Genomic DNA, 20067 nt, shown 5'->3' on the forward strand with positions numbered 1-20067 from the left:
GCATGGGTGCTGTGAAGACCAAGCGGATGCCGCGTGCCGTCCGTGAGCAGCAGATGCTGGACGCCGCCGTGCGGACCTTCGGTCAGCGGGGGTACATGGCCGCGTCGATGGATGAGATCGCCGAACTGGCGGGCGTGTCCAAGCCGTTGGTGTACCTGTACCTGAATTCGAAGGAAGACCTGTTCACCGCCTGCATCCGCCGCGAGTCGGCGGCGCTCACCGCGGCCGTGCGGGCGGGCGTCCAGACCGAGCTGCCCGCCGACCGGCAACTCTGGGACGGGCTGCGGGCGTTCTTCACGCACACCGGGCAGAACCCGGACGGCTGGTCCGTCCTGCACCTGCAGGCCCGCACCCACGGGGAGCCGTTCGCCTCCGAGGTCGCGGCGATGCGCGCGGAGATCGTGGCGTTCGTGACGCAACTGATCCTGGCGGCGGCCCGGGAAGCCCATCGCGACCCCGACCTGCCCGAGCGTGAGGTCGCCGGTCTCGCCGAGGCGCTGGTCGGCGCCGCCGAGTCGCTCGCCGCCTGGGCCAACGCCACGCCGGGCGTGACGGAGACCGAGGCGGCGGCCACCCTGATGAACTTCGCGTGGTCGGGCCTGGGCAACCTCATGGCCGGCCGGCCATGGACACCGCCGGAGGCCGCGGCTCAGACCAGCGGATGAACCCGCCCGGCCATGTGCAGGCGCTGCGCCGCCCCACCCCGCAGCTCGAACCGCCCGCCCTCGGCCGCGTACGTCACCGTCCCCGGCAACAGCACCGGCGCCCGGAACTCCGCCTCCACCCGGGCCCGCGCGGGCACCCCGTGCGCGGCGAGGCAGCGGGCCACCGTCCACATGCCGTGCGCGATGGCCCGCGGGAAGCCGAACAGACGGGCGGTGAGGGGGTGGAGATGGATGGGGTTGCGGTCACCGGAGGCGGCACCGTAGCGGCGGCCGACGTCCCCGGCGAGGCGCCATTGGGCGACTTCGGGGAGCGGCTTGAGCTCCTCGGCCGTACGGCTCCCGGCGACCTCGTCCGTACGGTGCCGGGCGAGATAGCTGCTCCTCGACTCCCATACGACGCCGTCCTGCGCCCGCACCTCGGTGACCACCACGGCCTCCGTCCCCCGGCGATGCGGCACCAACCCGTCGACATGAACGCCGAGTTCGTACGCACCGGTCGCCGTCATCGGCATGTGCCGGGTGATCTCGATCGACGTGTGGACGAGCCCGAGCAGCGGCAGCGGGAACTCCCGCGCGCTCATCAGCCGCATGGCCAGGGGGAAGCCGAGGACATGCGGATAGGTGACCGGCAGCGCGTCGTCGCCCGTGGCGAAGCCGCACACCCGCTCGTACGCCGCCAGTCGCGCGAGGTCGACGCGAACGCCGGGCAGAACGAGCCGGGTGCGCGGGAACTCCGCGTCCGGTGCGGGACGTTTGAAGAGTGAGAGCAGGGCGCCCCGGGCGAGCAGGGGCGGAAGGGAAGGAGGAGTCGTGAGGACGAGAGACATCAGGCCCCCAGCAGGCTCTGGCCGCATACCCGTACGACCTGCCCGTTGACGGCACCGGAGCCCGGATCCGCCAGCCAGGCGGTCGTCTCGGCGACATCGACCGGCAGCCCGCCCTGCGCGAGGGAGTTCATCCGGCGCCCCGCCTCCCGGATGAACAGCGGAACCGCGGCGGTCATCCTGGTCTCGATGAAGCCCGGCGCGACCGCGTTGACCGTCACCCCGTGCTCGGCGAGCGCGCGCGGCGCGAGGGAGCGGACCAGTCCGACGACGCCCGCCTTGCTCGCACCGTAGTTGGTCTGACCGGCGTTCCCGGCCAGCCCCGCGATCGACGCCGTCGCCACGATCCGGCCGCCGCGCCGCAGCGTCCCGCGCGCCAGCAGCGCGTCCGTCGTGCGCAGCACGCTCGCGAGGTTGACGTCCAGTACCGAACTCCAGCGCTCGGCGGGCATGTTGACCAGCCGTCGGTCGTGGGTGATCCCGGCGTTGTGGACCAGGACGTCGATCCCGTCGGGTAGCGCGGCCGCGATGCGTTCGCCGGCGTCGGGTGCGGTGATGTCGAGCGCGAGGGCGGTGCCGCCGAGCCGGTCGGCCACGCGCCGGGCGTCCTGCTCGGCCTGCGGCACGTCGAGTACGACGACCCGGGCGCCGTCCCTGGCCAGCGTCTCGGCGACGGCCTCACCGATGCCGCGCGCGGCGCCGGTGACCAGGGCGGTGCGGCCGGTCAGCGAGCGGTCGGGGTCGTAGGGGGAGAGGTCGGGGGCGCCGGACCCGGCGTCTGCGGCCTGCGCCGAGCCCGTCTCGGCGGCCCTCGCCTCGGAGGCCCCCGCCCCGGCCGCACCCACCTCGATGACCTGCCCACTGACGTAAGCCGACTTGGGGGAGAGGAGGAAGCGGAGGGTCGACTCGGCGGCGTGTGCGTCCGTCAGGCGGACGAGATTCACGGTCCTGCCCCGCCCGACCTCCTTGCCGAGCGAGCGCGTGAAGCCCTCCAGGGCCTGCTGGACGGCGGCCTGGTGATGGTCGGCGGGGTCGAGGGGGGCGCCGAGCACGACGAACCGGCCGCTCTCGGCGACGGACCGTACGACGGGGTGGAGGGCGGCGTGGACTTCGGCGAGCGTGTCGACGTCCCGGACTCCGGTGGCGTCCAGGACGACGGCGGCGGGCTTCTCGGCGGATGCCGTCAGGCCGAGGTTCGTCGAGGTCAGGTCCAGGTCCGACTTGCCGGCCGTGAGCAGCAGCCGGTCGCCCGGCAGCGAGGGCCGCTCGGCCGACCAGCGTTTCAGTGGCGAGGGCTGGGGCAATCCGAGACGGCGGGTGAGGAAGCGGCCGGGTGTGGTGCCGGTGAAGCTCAGATAGCGGTCGGGCATGTGCGACTCCCAGTGCGCTCCGGAACTGACTCCGGAGTAAGGTTACCGGAGGTAAGGGCACCGTGACGTGAGGAGTGGGTGGAGATGAGCACGCTGTTGGCGCCGGCGGTACGGCGCGTCGCGGTCATCGGCGGCACGCGTATCCCGTTCGCCCGCTCCGACGGTCCGTACGCCACCGCGTCCAACCAGGACATGCTCACGGCGGTGGTCGACGGCCTGGCCGAGCGGTACGGGCTCGGCGCACCGGGCGCGGTCGGGGAGCTGGTCGCCGGGGCCGTACTCAAGCACAGCAGGGACTTCAACCTCGCCCGTGAGACCGTGCTCGGCTCGAAGCTGGACGCGCGTACGCCCGCGTACGACATCCAGCAGGCCTGCGGCACCGGACTCCAGGCGGTCATCGCCGCCGCCAACAAGATCGCGCTGGGGCAGACCGAGTCGGCGATCGCGGGCGGTGCGGACACGGCGAGCGACGCGCCCCTCGGCGTCAACGACGAACTCCGCCGGATCCTGCTGGAAGTCCGGCGGGCCAAGTCGCCGGGCGGCCGGGTCAAGGCGCTGACCCGTGTCCGGCCCACCCACCTCGTCCCCGACATCCCCCGCAACGCCGAGCCCCGCACCGGGCTCTCCATGGGCGAGCACGCCGCCGTCACCGCCCGCGCCTGGGGTGTCACCCGCGAGGCCCAGGACGAGCTGGCGGCGACGAGTCACCAGCGGCTGGCGGCGGCGTACGAACGCGGCTTCCTCCAGGATCTGGTCGTGCCCTTCCGGGGGCTGGACCGCGACCAGAATCTCCGCCCCGGCTCGACGCCGGAGAAACTGGCCGCGCTGAAGCCGGTGTTCGGTCTCGACCGGCCCGGCGCCACCATGACGGCGGGCAACTCGACGCCGCTGACGGACGGGGCGGCGGTCGTGCTGCTGGCGAGCGAGGAGTGGGCGGCGAGCAGAGGGCTGGAGCCGCTCGCCTACCTCACCGCCTATGAGACGGCGGCCGTGGACTTCGTACGCGGTGATGTGGCGGACGGCGAGGACGGGCTGCTGATGGCACCGGCGTATGCCGTCCCGCGCATGCTGGAGCGGGCCGGACTCGCGCTCGCCGACTTCGACTTCGTCGAGATCCACGAGGCCTTCGCGTCCCAGGTGCTGGCCACGCTGGCGGCGTGGGAGAAGCGGGGGCTCGCCCCCGTGGACCGCGCCCGGCTGAACGTGGCCGGATCGTCCCTGGCCACCGGTCATCCCTTCGCGGCGACGGGGGCGCGGATCGTGGCGACGCTCGCCAAGTTGCTGGCGGAGAAGGGCGGTTCGGGCCGCGGGCTGATCTCGGTCTGCGCGGCGGGAGGGCAGGGGGTGACGGCTGTGCTGGAGCGGGCGTGACGGCTGTTTCGGAACGGACGCGAAGGTCGTGGTCGGCCGGGCGTGACGGTCGTCCGAAGTGAAGGTAAGGGGACGGTGAGACGAAGCTGAGGGGCCCTCACATAACCCGCGACGTTGCACATACCCGGCCCCGGACCCCCGCCGAACCCGCACAACGCCCACACGCGGGAGCCGTACGATCACCTGCCTAACCAGCGGTAACACCGTTCCGCAGGCCTCCGCAGATGAACGCCAGGGTGCGCGAGGCACGTACGTCATGCAGCAAGCAGTTTCTTCGCTGCACGCCCGCCGCAGGAGCCGCCCGTGTCCACCCCGCTTCCCTCCTTCGCCCCCTCGGCCGCCTTCGACGACGCTCCCGGACCGACCCTGGTCCAGCCGGAGACGCGACGGCTGGACGGGGCCGTGCGGGAGGCGCACGTACCGCCGTTCGCGCCCACGGTGACCCATGGGTCGCTCGCGGATCTGCCGTTCGACAACGCGAGCGCGGTGCCGGGTGCGGTGGTGCTCAGCCGCAGGAGCGAGGACGGGCAGTGGTCGGACGTGACGGCGACCCAGTTCGCCGATCAGGTGCAGGCGGTGGCGAAGGGGCTGATCGCCGAAGGGCTGATGCCGGGGGACCGGATCGCCGTCATGGCCCGCACCCGCTACGAGTGGACGCTCCTCGACTTCGGGGCATGGGCGGCCGGCCTCGTCACGGTGCCCGTCTACCCCACCTCGTCCGTCTTCCAGACCCGCTGGATCCTCCAGGACTCGGGCGCGGTCGCCCTGGTCACCGAGACCGCCGCCCAGGCGGCCGCCCTCGGCCCCGAGCTGCACCGGGTGCCCGATCTGCGTCACATGTGGGTGATGGAGAAGGGGCACGTGGAGCGGCTGGCGGAGTACGGCGCCCAGCAGCCGGACGGGGAGGTGGGCGTACGGCGCGGCATGCTGGCGCCGGACACCCTGGCGACGCTCATCTACACCTCCGGCACGACGGGCCGCCCCAAGGGCTGCGCGCTGACCCACGGCAATTTCTTCGCCGAGGTGGACAACGCCATCGAGCTGCTCTACCCGATCTTCAAGACGAGGACGAGCGAAGAGGCGTCGGTGCTGCTCTTCCTCCCCATGTCGCATGTCTTCGGCCGGATGGTGGCGGTGGCCTGTATCCGGGCCCGGGTCCGCCTGGGCCACGCGCCGAGCCTGAAGGCGGAGGACCTGCTCCCCGACCTGGCGGCGTTCCGCCCCACCTGTCTCCTCACCATCCCCTACATGCTGGAGAAGATCTTCAACTCCGCCCGCGCCAAGGCCGAGACGGGCGGCCGGGCGTCGTCCTTCGACCGCGCGGCATCGGTCGCCGAGCGCTACGGCGAGGCGCTGGAGGCCCGGGCGGCGGGGACCGGCTCGGGCCCGAGCACGGCCCTGAAGACGGCCCGCGCCTTCTACGACCCGCTCGTCTACCGCCGTATCCGCAACGCCATGGGCGGCAGGGTGAAGTACGCGATCTGCGGCGGCTCACCGCTCGGCCGGCGCCTGGCCGCGTTCTACGCCGGTGCGGGCATCGAGATCTACGAGGGCTACGGCCTCACGGAGACGACGGGCGCGGCGACCGTGACGCCCCCGCTCAAGCCCCGTCTGGGCACCGTGGGCTGGCCGCTGCCCGGCACCAGGATCCGGATCGCCGCGGACGGCGAGATCCTGATCGGCGGCGAGCAGGTGCTGCGCGGCTACTGGGACCCGGCCGCGGGCGGCGTCGTCCCCGCGGCGGCGGACGGCTGGCTGCCGACCGGTGACATCGGCGAACTCGACGACGAGGGCTACCTGACGATCACCGGCCGCAAGAAGGAGATGCTGATCACGGCCGGCGGCAAGAGCGTGGCCCCCGCGCCCCTGGAGAACTGGCTCCGCTCGCACCCCCTGATCTCCCAGTGCATCGTCCTCGGCGACCGCAGGCCCTTCGTGTCCGCCCTGATCACCCTGGACATGGACGGCGTCTCCCACTGGCGCCGCATGAACGGCAAACACACCGTCCCCGCCGAACTCCTCGTCACCGACGCCGAGTTGCGAGCCATCATGCAACGCGCCGTGGACGAGGCCAACAAACTCGTCTCCCGCCCGGAATCCATCCGCCGCTTCGCCATCCTCCCGACCGACTTCACCGAGATGGACGGCCATCTGACACCGTCGATGAAGCTGCGCCGGGACGCGGTGCTGCGGGACTTCGCGGCGGAGGTGGAGGGGCTCTACCAGGGGTAGCGGCGGCTCAGGGCGTGCCGTTGGCGGTCTTCAGGGCCCTTTCCAGCAGGCGGTCGGCGAGCCCCGCGAAGGCCGTGCTCAGGGCCTCGTCCGTGATGCGGTGGGCGTAGGACTGGAAGACCAGGGCGGCCGAGGCCTGGACGGCGGAGGAGACGCGCTGCGGGTCGTCGGCGAGCTGTTGCCGCAGTTGGACGGGCACGGGCCACTTCTTCGGCCAGGGCATCTTCGGCGGCTCGGGGCAGATGTCGTCCCCGACCTCCTGCACGATATCGGCGGGCTTCTGCCCTGCCAGGCTGGCGGCGATCGTGGCCTCCGCCACGGCCACGGACATGTCCCGGACAGCCGGCAGCAGCGTGCTTCCGGGCGGGATCGGCTGGGGGTTCAGGCGCTCCCCGTCGCCGGCCGCCGAACGGAAGCCGAGACGGTGGCCGACGCCGTGGCCGATGCCGGCGGCGTGGACGGGGTGAGGCGGGAGGTCCGGCTCGATGATCTCCCACCACCGGGGGTCGTAACGGGCCAGCAGCTCGATGAACTCGACGGTCAGCGCCGTACGGGAGACGGTTGCCATGGGGGCTCCCTTCCTGGATCTCGATGACAGCCTGAGACCGTAGGTCGGGTTGGTACGACTGTTCGGGCATTGACCCGATCGAGGGCGCGCCCGTCAGAAGCGGGGCCGCGCCCGCCGTTGCTCCAGCCGTGCCGGCGTGTTCGCCCTGATGCTCCGCATCTCCTCGTCCAGGGCCGGCCGTCCGGTGTCGAGCGGATTCGCGGCCACCAACAGGACCTTCACGGACACCGCCCCAGGGATGCGAACTCACTGTTGCCGACAGGGAGTTGATGTTACATCGGGGCCTTTCGTGCGGCGGCGTTCGCCTCCCACTCGCGGCCGATGGAGCGCATGAGGGCCGGGTAGACGCCGATGTACCGGAAGGGCTTGATGGCGGCCATGTAGAGCGCCCCGAACAGCCCGTTCGGCTTCACCAGCACGGTCATCTGGCCTCGGTAGCCGCCGGATGCGTCCGGGACCCAGCCGATGTGCATCACCGCGTGCACGGTCTTGTTGCCCATCTCGGCGGCCCATTCGTCCTCCCGCTGATAGAGGGAGGTGAAGGGGGACGAACCGAGGTCGGGACCCCGGGGACCGTCGCGAAGGTCCGCCGGCAGCCGGTCGCGCAGGGAGGGCAGCCGCGCTCCGACGCCGGTCCCGTCCTTGTCCCAGCCGAGCAGCGCGCCGAGCTTCCAGCGGACGGTGAAGAGCACGCGGGAGACGAGGCCCTCCCCCTTCACCCCACCACTGATTCCGTCGGCGGTCTGGCGCACCAGCCACTTGAGGTCGTCGGGTCCGCCGGGGGTGGGCAAGGCCCACACGTCCTCGACCGTGAAGTCGGGCGCGATCTCGTGGATCCGCCAGGGGCGGTCGGTGTGGGCGGTTCGGGGAAGTCGCATGATCAGGCCCCTGTCCCTATGGCTGTCCAGCTGTCTATACGGTGGCGTATAGATCCAGCGTAGAGCTATCTATACGCCACCGTATACTCGGCCGGCGGGGACGTGAGGAGGCACACAGCATGGGCGCGACCCGCACGCCACGGGGCAAGTGGATCGAGGAAGGCCTGCGGGCGCTTGTCGCGGGCGGCCCCGAGGCCGTCCGGATCGAGGCACTGGCGCAGGCACTCGGCGTGACCAAGGGCGGCTTCTACGGGTACTTCCGCAACCGGGACGCACTGCTCACCGAAATGCTCGACACCTGGGAGTACGAGTGCGCCGAGGGCGTGATCGAGCAGGTCGAGGGCGAGGGGGGAGACGCCAGGGCCCGGCTGGAGCGGCTGTTCGGCATCGTCGCCGCCGCCACCGACGGACCCGTGCGCGGTGTCACCGCCGACATGGCGATCCGCGACTGGGCCCGCCGCGACCCTGCCGTCGCCGAACGCCTGCGCCGCGTCGACAACCGCCGGATGGACTACCTGCGTTCCCTGTTCTCGTCCTTCTGCCCCGACGAGGACGAGGTCGAGGTCCGCTGCCTGCTCGCCGTCTCCGTCCGCATCGGCAACCACCTCAACGCCGCAGACAACGGCAGACGCAGCCGCGCGGAAGTGATGGAGCTGATCAGGCAACGACTGCTGGAATAACGGCTGCTGGAATAGCGGGTGTTGCTGCCGCATGGGTGGGTTGGCGGCTAGCGTCCTGCCATGAGGCGGGCGTCGAAGCAGGTGCGCGTGGGCGGAGAGCGGGCTGTCGGGGCTGGCGGGGATGTAAAGGCCGCCGCGACCGGGGATCACGGCACCGCGTCGTACACGCACATCGAGAACCAGTACGTACAGTCGCCGGTCCGGGAAGTGCTGGAGCTGTCTGCGGAGGAGAGGGACGAGGCGTTACGGCGGTACGCCACCCGCATCCGTGAGTGCTACGGCCGCCTGGACCTGGACGTCCTCATCCCCACCGAGGAGGGCGAGCATCCGCCCGTCGGCCTGGACGAGGTGTTCGTGGCGCCGACGGTGCGGGCGGATCCGCCGCCGGTGGAGTTGCCGCGCGACATCAGGCAACGGCTCGTCGACTCGGGGGAGTGGCCGTCGAGCCTGCCGCCCGGGGTGGAGCGGGAGGCGTTGGAACGGGCGCGGCGGGCCTATGCGGACCGGCCCGCACGGGACGTTCTTGAGGTGTTGGCCGGACCGGGGGAGCACCGCGTCGTGCTGCTCGGCGACCCGGGGGCGGGCAAGTCGACGCTGGCCCGCCTCCTCGCGCTCACGCTCACCCAGGAGGTTCCGGCCGACGATCCGCTGGAGCCGCTCGCCGGCCGCGTACCCCTGGTCGTGGAGCTGCGGGAGTACGCGGCGGGGGAGTGGCGGGAGCGGACCTTCGAGGACTTCCTCAGGCATCTGCACGGTACGAAGGGGATGGCGCCGCCGATGGCGGTCGTGGACCGGCTGCTGGCCGAGGGACGTGCGGTCGTCGTCTTCGACGGGCTGGACGAACTCTTCGATCCCGCCGCGCGGGAACAGGTCGGCCACCGGATCGCGGACTTCGCCGGGCGGTACGGGGAGGCCGGGGTGCGTGTGGTGGTGACGTCCCGGGTCATCGGGTATCGGCGGGGGGTGCTGGACAGCGCCGGGTTCGCGCACCACATGATCCAGGACCTGAGCAAGGAGCAGATCGCTCGGTTCGCCGGGCAGTGGTACACGACCGCGTATCCGCGCGACGAGGAGCGAGCGGCCCAGCTGCGCCGACGGCTGACGGATGCGGTGGGGTACTCGCGGCCGGTCGGCGAACTGGCGGGAAATCCACTGCTGTTGACGATCCTCGCCATCATCGGCCGGCGCCGGGAGCTGCCCCGCGATCGGCAGGGCGTCTACCGGCATGCGGTCGCCGTCCTGGTGGCCCACTGGGACGACCACGCCAAGAACCTGCGCGCTCCCACCGACGTCGAGGCCCTGTCGTACCTGGGCGACGAGGACCGTCATGAGCTGCTACGGCTGGTGGCTCGGCGGATGCAGGACGGGGACGGCGGGATCGCCGGGAACCACATCCACCAGGACGAGCTGCTGGACACGTTCAAGGCGTACCTGCGCGAGCAGTACGAACTGCCGGTCGCTCAGGCGGTGTCGGCGGCCCGGACGATGGTGCGGCAGTTCCGGGAGCGGAACTTCATCCTGAGTCATTACGGGGGCGGGGTGTACGGGTTCGTGCACCGTGCGTTCCTGGAGTACTTGGCCGCCGAGGACATCGATCGCCGGTACACGCGCGAACGCGAGTGGACCCAGGAGGAGTTCATCGAGCGCGTCTTCGTGCGGCACGCGGAGGATCCGGCGTGGCATGAGGTGTTGCTGCTGCTCGCCGGGCGGATCGGGGAGCGGGACGCGGCCGCGGCGATCGACCGGCTGTTGGAGATGCATCGGCGATGCGTCACCACGAACGCGCAGGCGCGGCTTCTCGCCCTGAGTGTGCGGGCGCTGGCGGAGGTACGCAGGATCGGTGCGCTCTCGGCGCAGAGCAGAGCTGTCGTGGACGGGATCATTGCGGCTCTGGAGCGAAACGGCCCACACAGCCTGTTCCATGTGGTGGAGGAGATCTCGCACGCGCTGAAGACGTTTCCGCCGCACTGGAGTGGGCGGCCCCGATTCCTACGCTGGTTCCACCTGTGCGGCCAGTTCGCCCATTCACCGCATGCGGGCGAGTTCGCATCCGCGCTCTACCAGGGGCAGGCGCTGGCGCAGGCCGTGGCGGTGCATTCCCATGACTACCTGGCCCGCGGGGGATTGCTGGAGATGCTGGCGGCGCGCTGGGGCACCGAGCGGGGCGTCCGGGAACTGCTCCGGGCTCGTCTGTTCGTGGATCCGGACGAGGAGGTCCGCACAGCGGCATTGGAGGCCCTGTTCCAATGCGGCGAGAACGAGGCTGAGATGAGCGACCTGATCCTGGACCGTTCCGTCAACGACCCCTCGCTGCAGGTGCGCGCCCATGCGCTGCACCTCTGGAGAGGTCCCGACGTCCCCGGCTTGTGGGCGCCGATCCTCGACCTCCTCTTCTATCACTGGTACGGGGACCGGCCTGAGGCGTTGAATCTGGTCCTCAGGTACAGGGCTGAAGATCCGCTGGTCCAGGCTCTGCTGTGGCGCCTGGCGGTCGACGACCCGGAAGGCGCGGTGCGGGACATTGCGGTCGAATGGGTGAGCAAGCTCTTTGACGATGAAACCGTCCAGAAACTGCTGCCGGACCTGGCGATCGAGGACCCCGATGAGGCCGTACGGCATGTAGCCATGTCCCAGTTGGTCACCAAGCAGAGGGACTGGCGACTCGCGCGCAGACTCGCCGTCGAGGACGACCACGCCTTTGTCCGATCGAGTGCCCTGCGCGCACTGGGAGAGGTGAGGGGCGAGGAGCCCGACACCTGGGAACTGGCCCGTCACATTGCCCTTGCGGACCGGGACGGAGAGGTCCGTGAAGCCGCCTGCGATGTGCTGGTGCAGACAGCGGTGGCGTCATCCCGGACCGACACGTGGGAATTCCTGCGCGATCGTCTCTCCGAGGACCCCGGTGACGATGCTCGGAGAACTGCGCTCGCCGGACTGGCACTGCTGCGGACGCGGGAGACCGAGACCTGGTCGCTGGTCCGCGAACACCTGGTCAACGACCCTGACACCGGCGTCCGCCACCGCGCGGCGGAGGCATTGTGCGACTACTGGAGTCACGAGCCCAGTACCTGGGAGTTGGTGTTCGACCGGCTCAGAAATGAACCGGATGAAAATGTCCGCCACGAGATTGTGGACGCCATCCGGCACTGCCCGGATTCCGTCGACGGCTGGGCAGCGGTCCGCGAGCGGGCGTCCGAAGACAGTTCCGAGAAGGTGAGGGGCAAGGCGCTGACACTCCTGGCCACAGACCGGGGTGACGACGCCACGACCCGAGAGCTGTTGCGCGCCAGGGCGGTCGCTGACCCCGAACAGTGGACTCGGGCCCTTGCCCTGCGCTGGTGGGCCGTACACGAGACGGACGACAGGGCGGTCGGGTTCCTGCGGGACCGGGCCGTCGCCGACCCCCAGGCCCAGCCCCGGATCGCCGCCCTCCAGTCGCTCGCCTTCGCCTGGCCCGCCCACCCACAGACGCTGCCGCTGCTGCGGGAGCGGGCCGAGGCCGACGAAGAGAAGGAGGTACGCGAGGCGTCCGCGCGAGCCCTGGCCGCGGCCGAGGCGCTAGCCCCGCTCGCCGGCCAACTCCCCTGACAGGAAGGCCGACCAGGTGGTGGGGGAGAGGGTGAGGTGGGGGCCGGTGGGGTTCTTGGAGTCGCGGATGTGGATGGTGTGGGGGCAGGTGGCGACCTCTACGCATTCGCCGCCTTCGCCGCTGCTGTAGCTGGACTTGATCCAGTCGAGTCTGTCGGTGTTCACAGTTCCCCCAGCTTCTTCTCGATCAAGGCGCGGGACTCCAAGGGATTGAGGGCCAGCGCCCGCATAATCCCATAGCGTTCGGCGAGCTTCCGCACCTCCTCCATGTCAGTGATGAGCCGCGGATAGCCCTGCGCTTCCGTATAGCCCACCTGCGCATGCTTCTGCGGTGTGAGCAGGTTGAACGCGCTGTCCAGGTTGGGGTGCGCCTCGACCCTGGTCGGCATGACCTGGAGCTCGACGTTGCGGAGGTCCCCGATCCGCAGCAGACGCTGCAACTGCTCTGCGAAGACGGCCGTCCCGCCAATTGGCCGGTCAAGGATGGCCTCTTCGAGGATGTAGCTGATGACGGGCAGGGGGTCGCGCTCGAAGACCTGCTGCCGGGACAACCGGTCCGACACCCGCTTCTCGATAGCCTCCTCGGTCAGTAGCGGACGCCGTTTAACGAACACGGCGTGCGCGTAGTCCGCGGTCTGGAGCAGCCCCGGCATGCCATGGTTGGCATAGAAGTGCAGCTCAACCGCCTCCGCCTCCAGCGCCGCATAACTCCGGTACCACTCCGGATGCCGAGTCCGCCGCTTGGACATCGCCCGCTCGACGTCCTCCATCGCGTCCGTCAACAGCCCGCCCGCGTCGAGGAGTTCGTCCGCCTTCTCCAGGAACTCCGGCCGCGGCACCCGCACACCCCGCTCCATCGCGGAGATCTGGTCGGGCCCGTAGCCGACCATCTCGCCGAACTCCTTCTGCTTCAGCCCGGCCCGCTCGCGCAGCCGCCGCAGCATCTTGCCGAGCGTGCTGAACAACTCGATGGTTCCGTCGGCCTCGGCCGGGGTCTCCGGCCTACGCTCTCGTTCGTCCGTCACGTACGTCCCCGTCCTCACGTCGTTGTGGTCACGGCCGACCCGCCGACTCCGCACCCGCCGCAGCCGTACTGCTACCCAGAGTCGCGCAATCGCCCTGGCCAGAGTAAATACAACCGGCCACTCTCAGTGACGTGAACGCAGAAACCGCCACCCCCACGAGCACCCCCACCCTCACTCAACGCCTCAGCGCCACCCCCCGAGGCGCCCGCCTGGCCAGACGCCTCACCGCCCATCAACTCGCCTCCTGGGGGCACCCGTACGACAGCGACGCGAACCACACCGCCCAGCAACTCGTCGCCGAGCTCGCCGCGAACGCCGTCACCCACGGCCGCGTTCCCGGTCGCGACTTCGAACTGCGGCTCGTCCTCCTCCCCGAGGACATCCTGCGTATCGAGGTGAGCGACGCGCGCGGCGACCGGCAACTGCGGTTCGTCACCGAAGCGGAATCGGGTGGTGAGAGCGGGAGGGGACTGATTCTCGTCCAGCTCCTCGCACTGACCTGGGGGGTTTCGGAGCGGAATGTCGGGAAGACTGTCTGGGCGGAACTCCGCCTCAAGGAGCTGTACTCGTGAGTACGGTAAACGGTTGCCTTCTCGTTACGACAACACCTTGACGTGACATGCCGAGTGCGCGTTGGCTACCGCCAACCCGGGTCGCACCGCCGCTCCTCCACTCAGAAGGCACCACTCGTGAACGCACGTACCCCCCACACCTCCGCCGTACGCCGTACAGGCATAGCCCTCGCCGCCTCCGCCGCGGCCCTCGCGCTCACCGCGTGCGGGGTCGTCGACGGTATCGGGGGCGGTGACAGCTCGGAGGCGCCGGAGAAGGGTGACGACATCACGGTGGGGCTGCTCCTGCCCGACAAGGACACGGCGCGCTTCGAGAAGTTCGACTACCCCCTCATCAAGAAGGAAGTCGGCGTCCTCACCAACGGCAAGGGGAAGGTCGTCTACCTCAACGCCGAGGCGAGCCCGAAGAAGCAGAGTCAGCAGTTCCAGCAGATGATCGGCGACAAGGTGGACGTCATCCTGGTCGACGCGCTGGACGCCAAGGCCATCGCCTCGGACGTGCAGAAGGCCAAGGACGCGGACATTCCGGTCATCGCCTACGACCGGCTCGCGGAGGGGCCGGTCACGGCGTACGTCTCGCACGACAACGAGCTGGTCGGCGAGGTCCAGGGCCGCTCCATCGTCGAGGAACTCGGCTCGAAGGCGGCGTCCAGCAAGGTCGTCATGATGAACGGCGACCCCGCCGACCCGAACACGGGCCGGTTCAAGAAGGGCGCGGTCGGCGAGCTGGAGGGCGCGGTCGACATCGTCAAGCGGTACGACACCGACAAGTGGTCGCCCGAGGTCGCCAAGAAGAACATGCAGACCGCGATCGCCTCCGTCGGCGTGAACAACATCGCCGCCGTCTACTCGGCCAACGACGGTATGGCGGGTGCCGTCATCGAGGCGCTCAAGGACGCCGGTGTCAGCAAGATGCCGCCGGTGACCGGGCAGGACGCCAACCTGGACGCGGTGCAGCGGATCGTCGCGGGCGAGCAGTTCATGACGGTGTACAAGCCGTTCGCGCTGGAGGCGACCGACGCCGCGAAGATGGCCGTGTACAAGGTCCAGGGGCGTGACATCGAGTTCGACGCGCTGACCCAGGACTCGGTCGACAGCGGGTCGCAGGAGGGCATTCCGGCGCAGCTGGTGTCGGTGGTGCCCGTCACCAAGGACAACGTCAAGAGCACCGTGGTCCGGGACGGCGTCTACACCGTCAAGGAGATCTGCACCGCCGAGTACGCGGCGGCCTGCGCGGCGATCGGCCTCAAGTAGGCCTCACCTGACCTGACCCATCAGCCCCGCCAGGCTTGACGTCAGCCCCGCCCCGTCGGCGATACCCCTCCACCAGGTCCGCGAACGCCCTGGCCGGTGGGCTGAGCGCGTCCCAGCGGCGGACCGCCCAGCCCACCGGGAGGGGGCGCAGGGCGGGGACGGGGATCAGGCGCAGGGTGCCGTCGCCGGGGACCCGCAGTCCCGGCAGCGCCGGCACCACCGCCCGCCCCACCCCCAGCTCGGCCAGCAGCAGTGCCGTGTCCCAGTCGGCCACGCTCGTGTCGTGCGCGAAGCGGACGCCCGACTCGGCGCAGGCGGCGTCCAGATGCGCGGCCGAGGCGGAGTTCGGCGGCAACCGGATCAGCCGTACGTCACACAGGTCGGCGCTGGCATCGACGTACGGCCGCTCGGCGAGTGGATCGTCGGACCGTACCGCCAGCACCCAGGGCAGCTCCACGACCGGGCGCTGCTCGATGCCGCGTACCGGTGGGCCGAGGGTGATCCAGGCCAGGTCCAGGGTGCCGTCGGCCAGCGCGTCGAAGCTGCCCCGGCCCGAACTCACCGTGCGGAACTCCAGGTTGACCCGGGGGTGGCGGCGCCGGTACGCGACGACGGCCTCCGACATGAAGTGCCGTACGGTCGTCGCGCCCGTGGCCACGCGGACGTACCCGCTCTCGCCGTCGACGAGATCCCGCAGCTGCCGTATCGCCAGATCCAGCCCGGAGATCCCCTCGGCGGCGGCCGCCTCCAGCACCCGTCCGGCCTGGGTCGGTACGACCCCCCGCGGCTGCCGTTCCAGCAGCGCGACCCCGGTCTCCCTCTCCAGCCGCTTCACATGCTGACTCACCGCCGACTGTGTGCACCCCAGCTCCCGGGCCACCGAACTCAGACTCCCGGCCCGGCACACGGCCACGAACACACGCAGATCATCAAGGGTCATGAACCCCAAGTTAACCCTTGGGGATGGCTACAAATCCCAAGGATTGACTGGGCTTTGGCCGATGGGCGACGATCCTGAACGGGCCCGGGCGGCAACCCGCTCCACACCCCCGCCGAGTCCGGACAGCGCGGGGGAGGGGGCGGGTGCCGACCCAAAGACGACCACGAGCTCCGAAAGGACGGCATGTGTCGACTCCCGGCCGTGACGCCGAATCCCTCCTGGAGGACCTCGGCGCCGGAACCGTCCCGCACCCCGGTGGCACCCTCCTCGCCCATCTGCGCCGGGTACGGTCCCGCCTCGCCGGCTGGAACGCCCGCCCGGATCTCCAACTCGCCGGTCTCTGCCACGCGTTCTATGGCACGGACGGCTTCCCGACGGCCCTGCTGCCGCTCGACCGGCGTGGCGAACTGACGGGAATCATCGGAGCGGAGGCGGAGGCGATCGTGTACTTCTACGCCTCGTGCGACCGCAAGGTGTCGTATCCGGTTCTCGCGGACCCGGACTCGCCCTTCCGTGACCGCTTCACCGGCGGCTCCCACACACCGGATCCCGGCCTGCGCCGCGACTTCGCCGAGCTGACCGCCGCCAACGAACTCGATCTCGCCGACCACGATCCCGCGTTCCGCGAACGGTACGGCGCCGACCTGTTCGCCCTGTTCACCCGCTTCCGGCCGCTGCTGAGCCGGGCGGCCTGGACGGATTGTCTGGACTGTCTGAGCCTTGACGACGGTGCGGGCCCTACCCCATGACTTTGCCGACGCCTCCCAGGACCTCGGTGGCCCGCTTGTCGATCTGCCACAGCTGGCCCTCACGGTTGCTCACGTAGATCTGGCCGGCGACGGTGTCCAGCGCGAGGCCTTCGCACGTCCCCAGGCCTGTGGCCACCACGCGGTACCCGCCGTCGGCGAGGGAGATGTCGTACAGACGCCCGTTCAGGTGGTCGATGGTGAACGCCTTACCGGCCCCGTCGAGTTCCACACGGATGGTGCTCGCCCCGGGGACGCTGGTCACGACGCGGTGCGTGCGGGCGGTCAGGTCGACCTCGAACAGCTTGCCGGCTCCGTCCTTCTGACCGACGTACGCCTTGCCCTTCCCGTCCAGTGCCACCGCGGAGATGCCGCCCCCGAGGGTGCCGTCGACCGTGGTCTTCTGTCCGCTCGCCAGATCGACCGCGATCAGCTGTCCGTCGGTCCAGTTGGCGACATAGGCCTTGCCCGCTCCGTCGAGCGCGACGCCGTACGCGCCGTTGACGCCGGCGACCGTGCGGGAGGTGCCGGCGGCCAGGTCCACCGCGAGGAGGCGCGCACCGCTCCAGTCGGCCACCGTCGTGATCAGGGCGAAGTGCCGCCGGTTGTCGGTGATCTTCGACAGTTCCCCGGCCGTCGGCATGTCGTCGTCGCCGATGCTCACCTTCAGCGGTCCGAGCGCCTTCAGGCCCGACGACGCCATGCCGGACGTCGAAGCGGGGTCCTCGGACACCTGCCGCTGGGCGGCGGCCACGTTCTGGGCGTTCTGGAACAGGGTCCGTCTTCGAGGCCTCAACGCCCCTGCCTATGACTTGACTTCACAAGGCGACCGCGCCACATTCACGTTCCTGACACACCCTCAGAAACGTGGCGTCGTCGTCCATACGGGAGCGGCCTCCATGCCCACCAACTCCGTCTCCACCAGCGCGAACCCGTCCCGAAGACACGTCCTCGCCGCCGGTGCCGCGGGCTCCGCCACCGCCGCGCTCGGACTCGTGGGAGCGGCCCAACAGAGCGCCCTGGCCGCCGACCTGCCCCTCCTCGGCACCTACGACGTCGTCGTCATCGGCTCCGGAGCCGCCGGCATGACCGCAGCGCTGACCGCGGCCAAGCAGGGCCTGAGCTGTGTCGTGCTGGAGAAGGCGGCCACCTTCGGCGGATCCGCCGCCCGGTCCGGTGCCGGGATCTGGATCCCCAACAACTCGGTGATCCTCGCGGCCGGCGTACCGGACACGCCCGCGAAGGCCGCCGCCTACCTCGCCGCCGTCGTCGGCCCGGGCGTCCCCGCCGACCGGCAGCGGGCCTTCCTCGCCCAGGGCCCGGCGATGCTCTCCTTCGTCATGGCCAACAGCCCGCTCCGGTTCCGCTGGATGGAGGGGTACAGCGACTACTACCCCGAGCTGCCCGGCGGTCTCCCGAACGGCCGCTCCGTCGAGCCCGACCAGCTCGACGGCAACCTCCTCGGCCCCGAACTGGCCCGGCTGAACCCGCCGTACATGGACGTGCCCGCCGGCATGGTCGTCTTCAGCGCCGACTACAAGTGGCTGGCCCTGGCCGCGGTGAACGCCAAGGGGGCGGCCGTGGCCGCGCAGTGTCTGGCGCGGGGTACGGCGGCCGCCCTGCGGGGCGAGAAGCCGCTGACGATGGGGCAGTCGCTGGCGGCGGGGCTGCGCGCGGGGCTGCGGTCCGCCGGGGTCCCCGTCTGGCTCGGCACACCGCTCACCGACCTCCACGTCGAGAACGGCACGGTGAGCGGCGCGGTCGTCACCCGGGACGGCGGCCCCGGCCTGGTCCGCGCCCGCCGGGGCGTGATCGTCGGCTCGGGCGGCTTCGAGCACAACGCGGCGATGCGCGCGCAGTACCAGCGCCAGCCGATCGGCACGGACTGGACGGTCGGTGCGAAGGAGAACACCGGCGACGGCATCCGGGCCGGGCACCGCATCGGCGCCGCCCTCGGCCTCATGGACGACGCCTGGTGGGGCCCGGCGATCCCGCTCCCCGGCCAGCCGTACTTCTGCCTGGCCGAACGCACCCTCCCCGGCGGCCTGCTGATCAACGGCGCCGGCGCCCGCTTCGTCAACGAGGCCGCCCCCTACAGCGACGTCGTCCACACCATGTACGACGTGAACGGCACCGACCCGGCCATCCCGTCCTGGCTGATCGTCGACCAGCACTACCGCAACCGCTACCTCTTCAAGGACGTCCTGCCGACCCTGCCGTTCCCCAACGCCTGGTACGACTCGGGCGCCGCGCACAAGGCCTGGACCCTGGACGCCCTCGCCACCTCGATCGGCGTCCCGGCGACGGCCCTGCGCACGACCGTGGACCGCTTCAACTCCCAGGCGCTGAAGGGGAACGACCCCGACTTCCACCGCGGTGACAGCGCCTACGACCACTACTACACGGACCCGTCGATCCTCCCCAACACCTGCCTGGCCCCGCTCTGGCTGCCCCCGTACCACGCCTTCCGGATCGTCCCGGGCGACCTCGGCACCAAGGGCGGCCTGCGCACGGACGCGCGGGCGCGGGTGCTGCGGGACGACGGCTCGGTGATCCCCGGCCTGTACGCCGCCGGGAACGCCAGCGCGGCCGTGATGGGGCACAGCTACGCGGGGGCGGGCTCGACGATCGGTCCGGCGATGACGTTCGGCTATGTCGCGGCGCGGGACATCGCCGGGAATCTGTAAGTGAGCGTTACGCGGACTTCCTGGCGATCAGGAACGCCTGCTGGCTCGTCTCGTCCAGCGTCGGGTCCGGTTCGCGGACCGTCCGGGAGAGCAGGGCGAAGCCGGCCGCCGTCAGCAGGTCGGCCATGTCCTCCGGGCGGCGGCGCTGGAAGGTGAGCGCGACGGGGTGGCCGAAGGGGCGGTCGTGGTGCCGGTGTTCGTCACCGGCCTGGAAGGCGAGCAGCAGGGGCGCGCCGGGTGCCAGCACACGGTGGAACTCGGCGAAGAGGGACGGGAGTTGATCCACGGGGGTGTGGATGGAGGAGTAGAAGGACAGGGCGCCCGCCAGCGCGCCGTCCGGGAGATCCAGCTCCAGCATCGAGCCCTGCTCGAAACGCAGCCCCGGGTTCTCGCGGCGGGCGATCGCGAGCATCGACTCCGACAGATCGACCCCGAACACGGACAGCCCCAGCGCGGCGAGCCGCGCGGTCGTCCGACCGGGCCCGCAGCCCAGGTCGGCCACCGGCCCGTCCCCCTCGACCAACTCGGCGAACACCCCCAGCACCGCCCGCTCCACGGGCCTTCCCACCAGCTCCTCCCGGAAGAGCTCGGCGTAGTCCTCGGCGATGGCGTCGTAGAAGGTACGGGTGGTGGCGAGAAAGTCGGCTTCGGTCATGAGCGGGACCCT

19 protein-coding genes are annotated in these 20067 nt (G+C 70.8%); 9 read left to right on the forward strand and 10 right to left on the reverse strand.

Translation table 11 applies throughout. The annotated features are described in order from the left end of the window. The first annotated feature begins 2 nt into the window (after positions 1–2). A complete protein-coding gene (locus ACFWYS_RS00360; protein ID WP_384761631.1) occupies positions 3–665 on the forward strand; it encodes a TetR/AcrR family transcriptional regulator in 663 nt (220 codons plus the stop codon). Here ACFWYS_RS00360 and ACFWYS_RS00365 read toward each other — a convergent pair. Next, positions 650–1492: a MaoC family dehydratase gene (locus tag ACFWYS_RS00365; protein ID WP_384761633.1), complete on the reverse strand. Its 843-nt coding sequence runs from the start codon at positions 1490–1492 to the stop codon at positions 650–652. The two genes, ACFWYS_RS00360 and ACFWYS_RS00365, sit on opposite strands and share 16 nt — an antisense overlap. Next, positions 1492–2859: a 3-oxoacyl-ACP reductase gene (locus ACFWYS_RS00370; RefSeq protein WP_384761635.1), complete on the reverse strand. Its 1368-nt coding sequence runs from the start codon at positions 2857–2859 to the stop codon at positions 1492–1494. The genes ACFWYS_RS00365 and ACFWYS_RS00370 overlap by 1 nt, the downstream gene beginning before the upstream one ends. An 84-nt stretch (positions 2860–2943) precedes the next feature. Here ACFWYS_RS00370 and ACFWYS_RS00375 point away from each other — a divergent pair, with 84 nt between their 5' ends. Both ACFWYS_RS00375 and ACFWYS_RS00380 read left to right on the forward strand, forming a co-directional pair. Further along, the gene (locus ACFWYS_RS00375; protein WP_384761637.1) at positions 2944–4230 is read left to right on the forward strand and encodes an acetyl-CoA C-acetyltransferase; all 1287 of its coding nucleotides are present in this window, start codon (positions 2944–2946) and stop codon (positions 4228–4230) included. 303 nt (positions 4231–4533) lie between these two features. Next, the gene (locus ACFWYS_RS00380; protein ID WP_384761639.1) at positions 4534–6462 is read left to right on the forward strand and encodes an AMP-dependent synthetase/ligase; all 1929 of its coding nucleotides are present in this window, start codon (positions 4534–4536) and stop codon (positions 6460–6462) included. Between the two features lie 7 nt (positions 6463–6469). Here the strand turns inward: ACFWYS_RS00380 and ACFWYS_RS00385 are convergent, their stop codons facing one another. From ACFWYS_RS00385 to ACFWYS_RS00395, 3 genes are all read right to left on the reverse strand, one after another. Further along, positions 6470–7030, reverse strand: coding sequence for a hypothetical protein (locus tag ACFWYS_RS00385; protein ID WP_384761641.1), 561 nt, complete (start codon positions 7028–7030; stop codon positions 6470–6472). Positions 7031–7123: 93 nt separating this feature from the next. Beyond that, positions 7124–7258 carry a hypothetical protein gene (locus tag ACFWYS_RS00390; protein ID WP_384761643.1) on the reverse strand — a complete coding sequence of 45 codons (135 nt, stop codon included), beginning with the start codon at positions 7256–7258 and terminating at the stop codon, positions 7124–7126. Positions 7259–7302: 44 nt separating this feature from the next. Beyond that, a complete protein-coding gene (locus ACFWYS_RS00395) occupies positions 7303–7908 on the reverse strand; it encodes a DUF2867 domain-containing protein (protein WP_384761644.1) in 606 nt (201 codons plus the stop codon). 119 nt (positions 7909–8027) lie between these two features. Between ACFWYS_RS00395 and ACFWYS_RS00400 the strand changes: the two genes are divergently transcribed. Next, a complete protein-coding gene (locus ACFWYS_RS00400) occupies positions 8028–8588 on the forward strand; it encodes a TetR/AcrR family transcriptional regulator (RefSeq protein ID WP_384761646.1) in 561 nt (186 codons plus the stop codon). A 60-nt stretch (positions 8589–8648) separates the two neighbouring features. Next, positions 8649–12176, forward strand: coding sequence for a HEAT repeat domain-containing protein (locus ACFWYS_RS00405; RefSeq protein WP_384761648.1), 3528 nt, complete (start codon positions 8649–8651; stop codon positions 12174–12176). Here ACFWYS_RS00405 and ACFWYS_RS00410 read toward each other — a convergent pair. Continuing rightward, positions 12147–12341 (reverse strand): DUF397 domain-containing protein, encoded by a 195-nt coding sequence (locus tag ACFWYS_RS00410; RefSeq protein ID WP_384761650.1) that lies wholly within the window; start codon positions 12339–12341, stop codon positions 12147–12149. The two genes, ACFWYS_RS00405 and ACFWYS_RS00410, sit on opposite strands and share 30 nt — an antisense overlap. After that, on the reverse strand, positions 12338–13201 hold the full coding sequence (locus tag ACFWYS_RS00415; protein WP_384761652.1) for a helix-turn-helix domain-containing protein: 864 nt from the start codon (positions 13199–13201) through the stop codon (positions 12338–12340). Before ACFWYS_RS00415 ends, ACFWYS_RS00410 begins: the two co-directional genes overlap by 4 nt. Before the next feature lie 131 nt (positions 13202–13332). On the opposite strand from ACFWYS_RS00415, the gene ACFWYS_RS00420 reads away from it, so the two are divergent. Both ACFWYS_RS00420 and ACFWYS_RS00425 read left to right on the forward strand, forming a co-directional pair. Beyond that, a complete protein-coding gene (locus tag ACFWYS_RS00420) occupies positions 13333–13773 on the forward strand; it encodes an ATP-binding protein (protein ID WP_384761654.1) in 441 nt (146 codons plus the stop codon). Between the two features lie 117 nt (positions 13774–13890). Then, positions 13891–15027, forward strand: a complete 1137-nt coding sequence (locus tag ACFWYS_RS00425) for a sugar ABC transporter substrate-binding protein (RefSeq protein ID WP_384761656.1) — start codon at positions 13891–13893, stop codon at positions 15025–15027. Here the strand turns inward: ACFWYS_RS00425 and ACFWYS_RS00430 are convergent. Further along, positions 15020–15967: a LysR family transcriptional regulator gene (locus tag ACFWYS_RS00430; protein WP_384761658.1), complete on the reverse strand. Its 948-nt coding sequence runs from the start codon at positions 15965–15967 to the stop codon at positions 15020–15022. The genes ACFWYS_RS00425 and ACFWYS_RS00430 overlap by 8 nt on opposite strands. Before the next feature lie 185 nt (positions 15968–16152). Here ACFWYS_RS00430 and ACFWYS_RS00435 point away from each other — a divergent pair, with 185 nt between their 5' ends. Next, a complete protein-coding gene (locus tag ACFWYS_RS00435; protein ID WP_384761660.1) occupies positions 16153–16716 on the forward strand; it encodes a DUF6817 domain-containing protein in 564 nt (187 codons plus the stop codon). Here ACFWYS_RS00435 and ACFWYS_RS00440 read toward each other — a convergent pair. Next, positions 16706–17509, reverse strand: coding sequence for a hypothetical protein (locus ACFWYS_RS00440; protein WP_384761662.1), 804 nt, complete (start codon positions 17507–17509; stop codon positions 16706–16708). The two genes, ACFWYS_RS00435 and ACFWYS_RS00440, sit on opposite strands and share 11 nt — an antisense overlap. Before the next feature lie 103 nt (positions 17510–17612). Between ACFWYS_RS00440 and kstD the strand changes: the two genes are divergently transcribed. Beyond that, entirely contained in the window at positions 17613–19400 is a 1788-nt protein-coding gene (gene kstD / locus ACFWYS_RS00445; protein ID WP_384761664.1) for a 3-oxosteroid 1-dehydrogenase, read from the forward strand. A 7-nt stretch (positions 19401–19407) separates the two neighbouring features. Here the strand turns inward: kstD and ACFWYS_RS00450 are convergent, their stop codons facing one another. Continuing rightward, a complete protein-coding gene (locus ACFWYS_RS00450) occupies positions 19408–20055 on the reverse strand; it encodes a class I SAM-dependent DNA methyltransferase (protein ID WP_384761666.1) in 648 nt (215 codons plus the stop codon). Positions 20056–20067 lie beyond the last annotated feature (12 nt).

This window comes from Streptomyces sp. NPDC059010, from assembly GCF_042740355.1.
Taxonomy (GTDB): Bacteria; Actinomycetota; Actinomycetes; order Streptomycetales; family Streptomycetaceae; genus Streptomyces.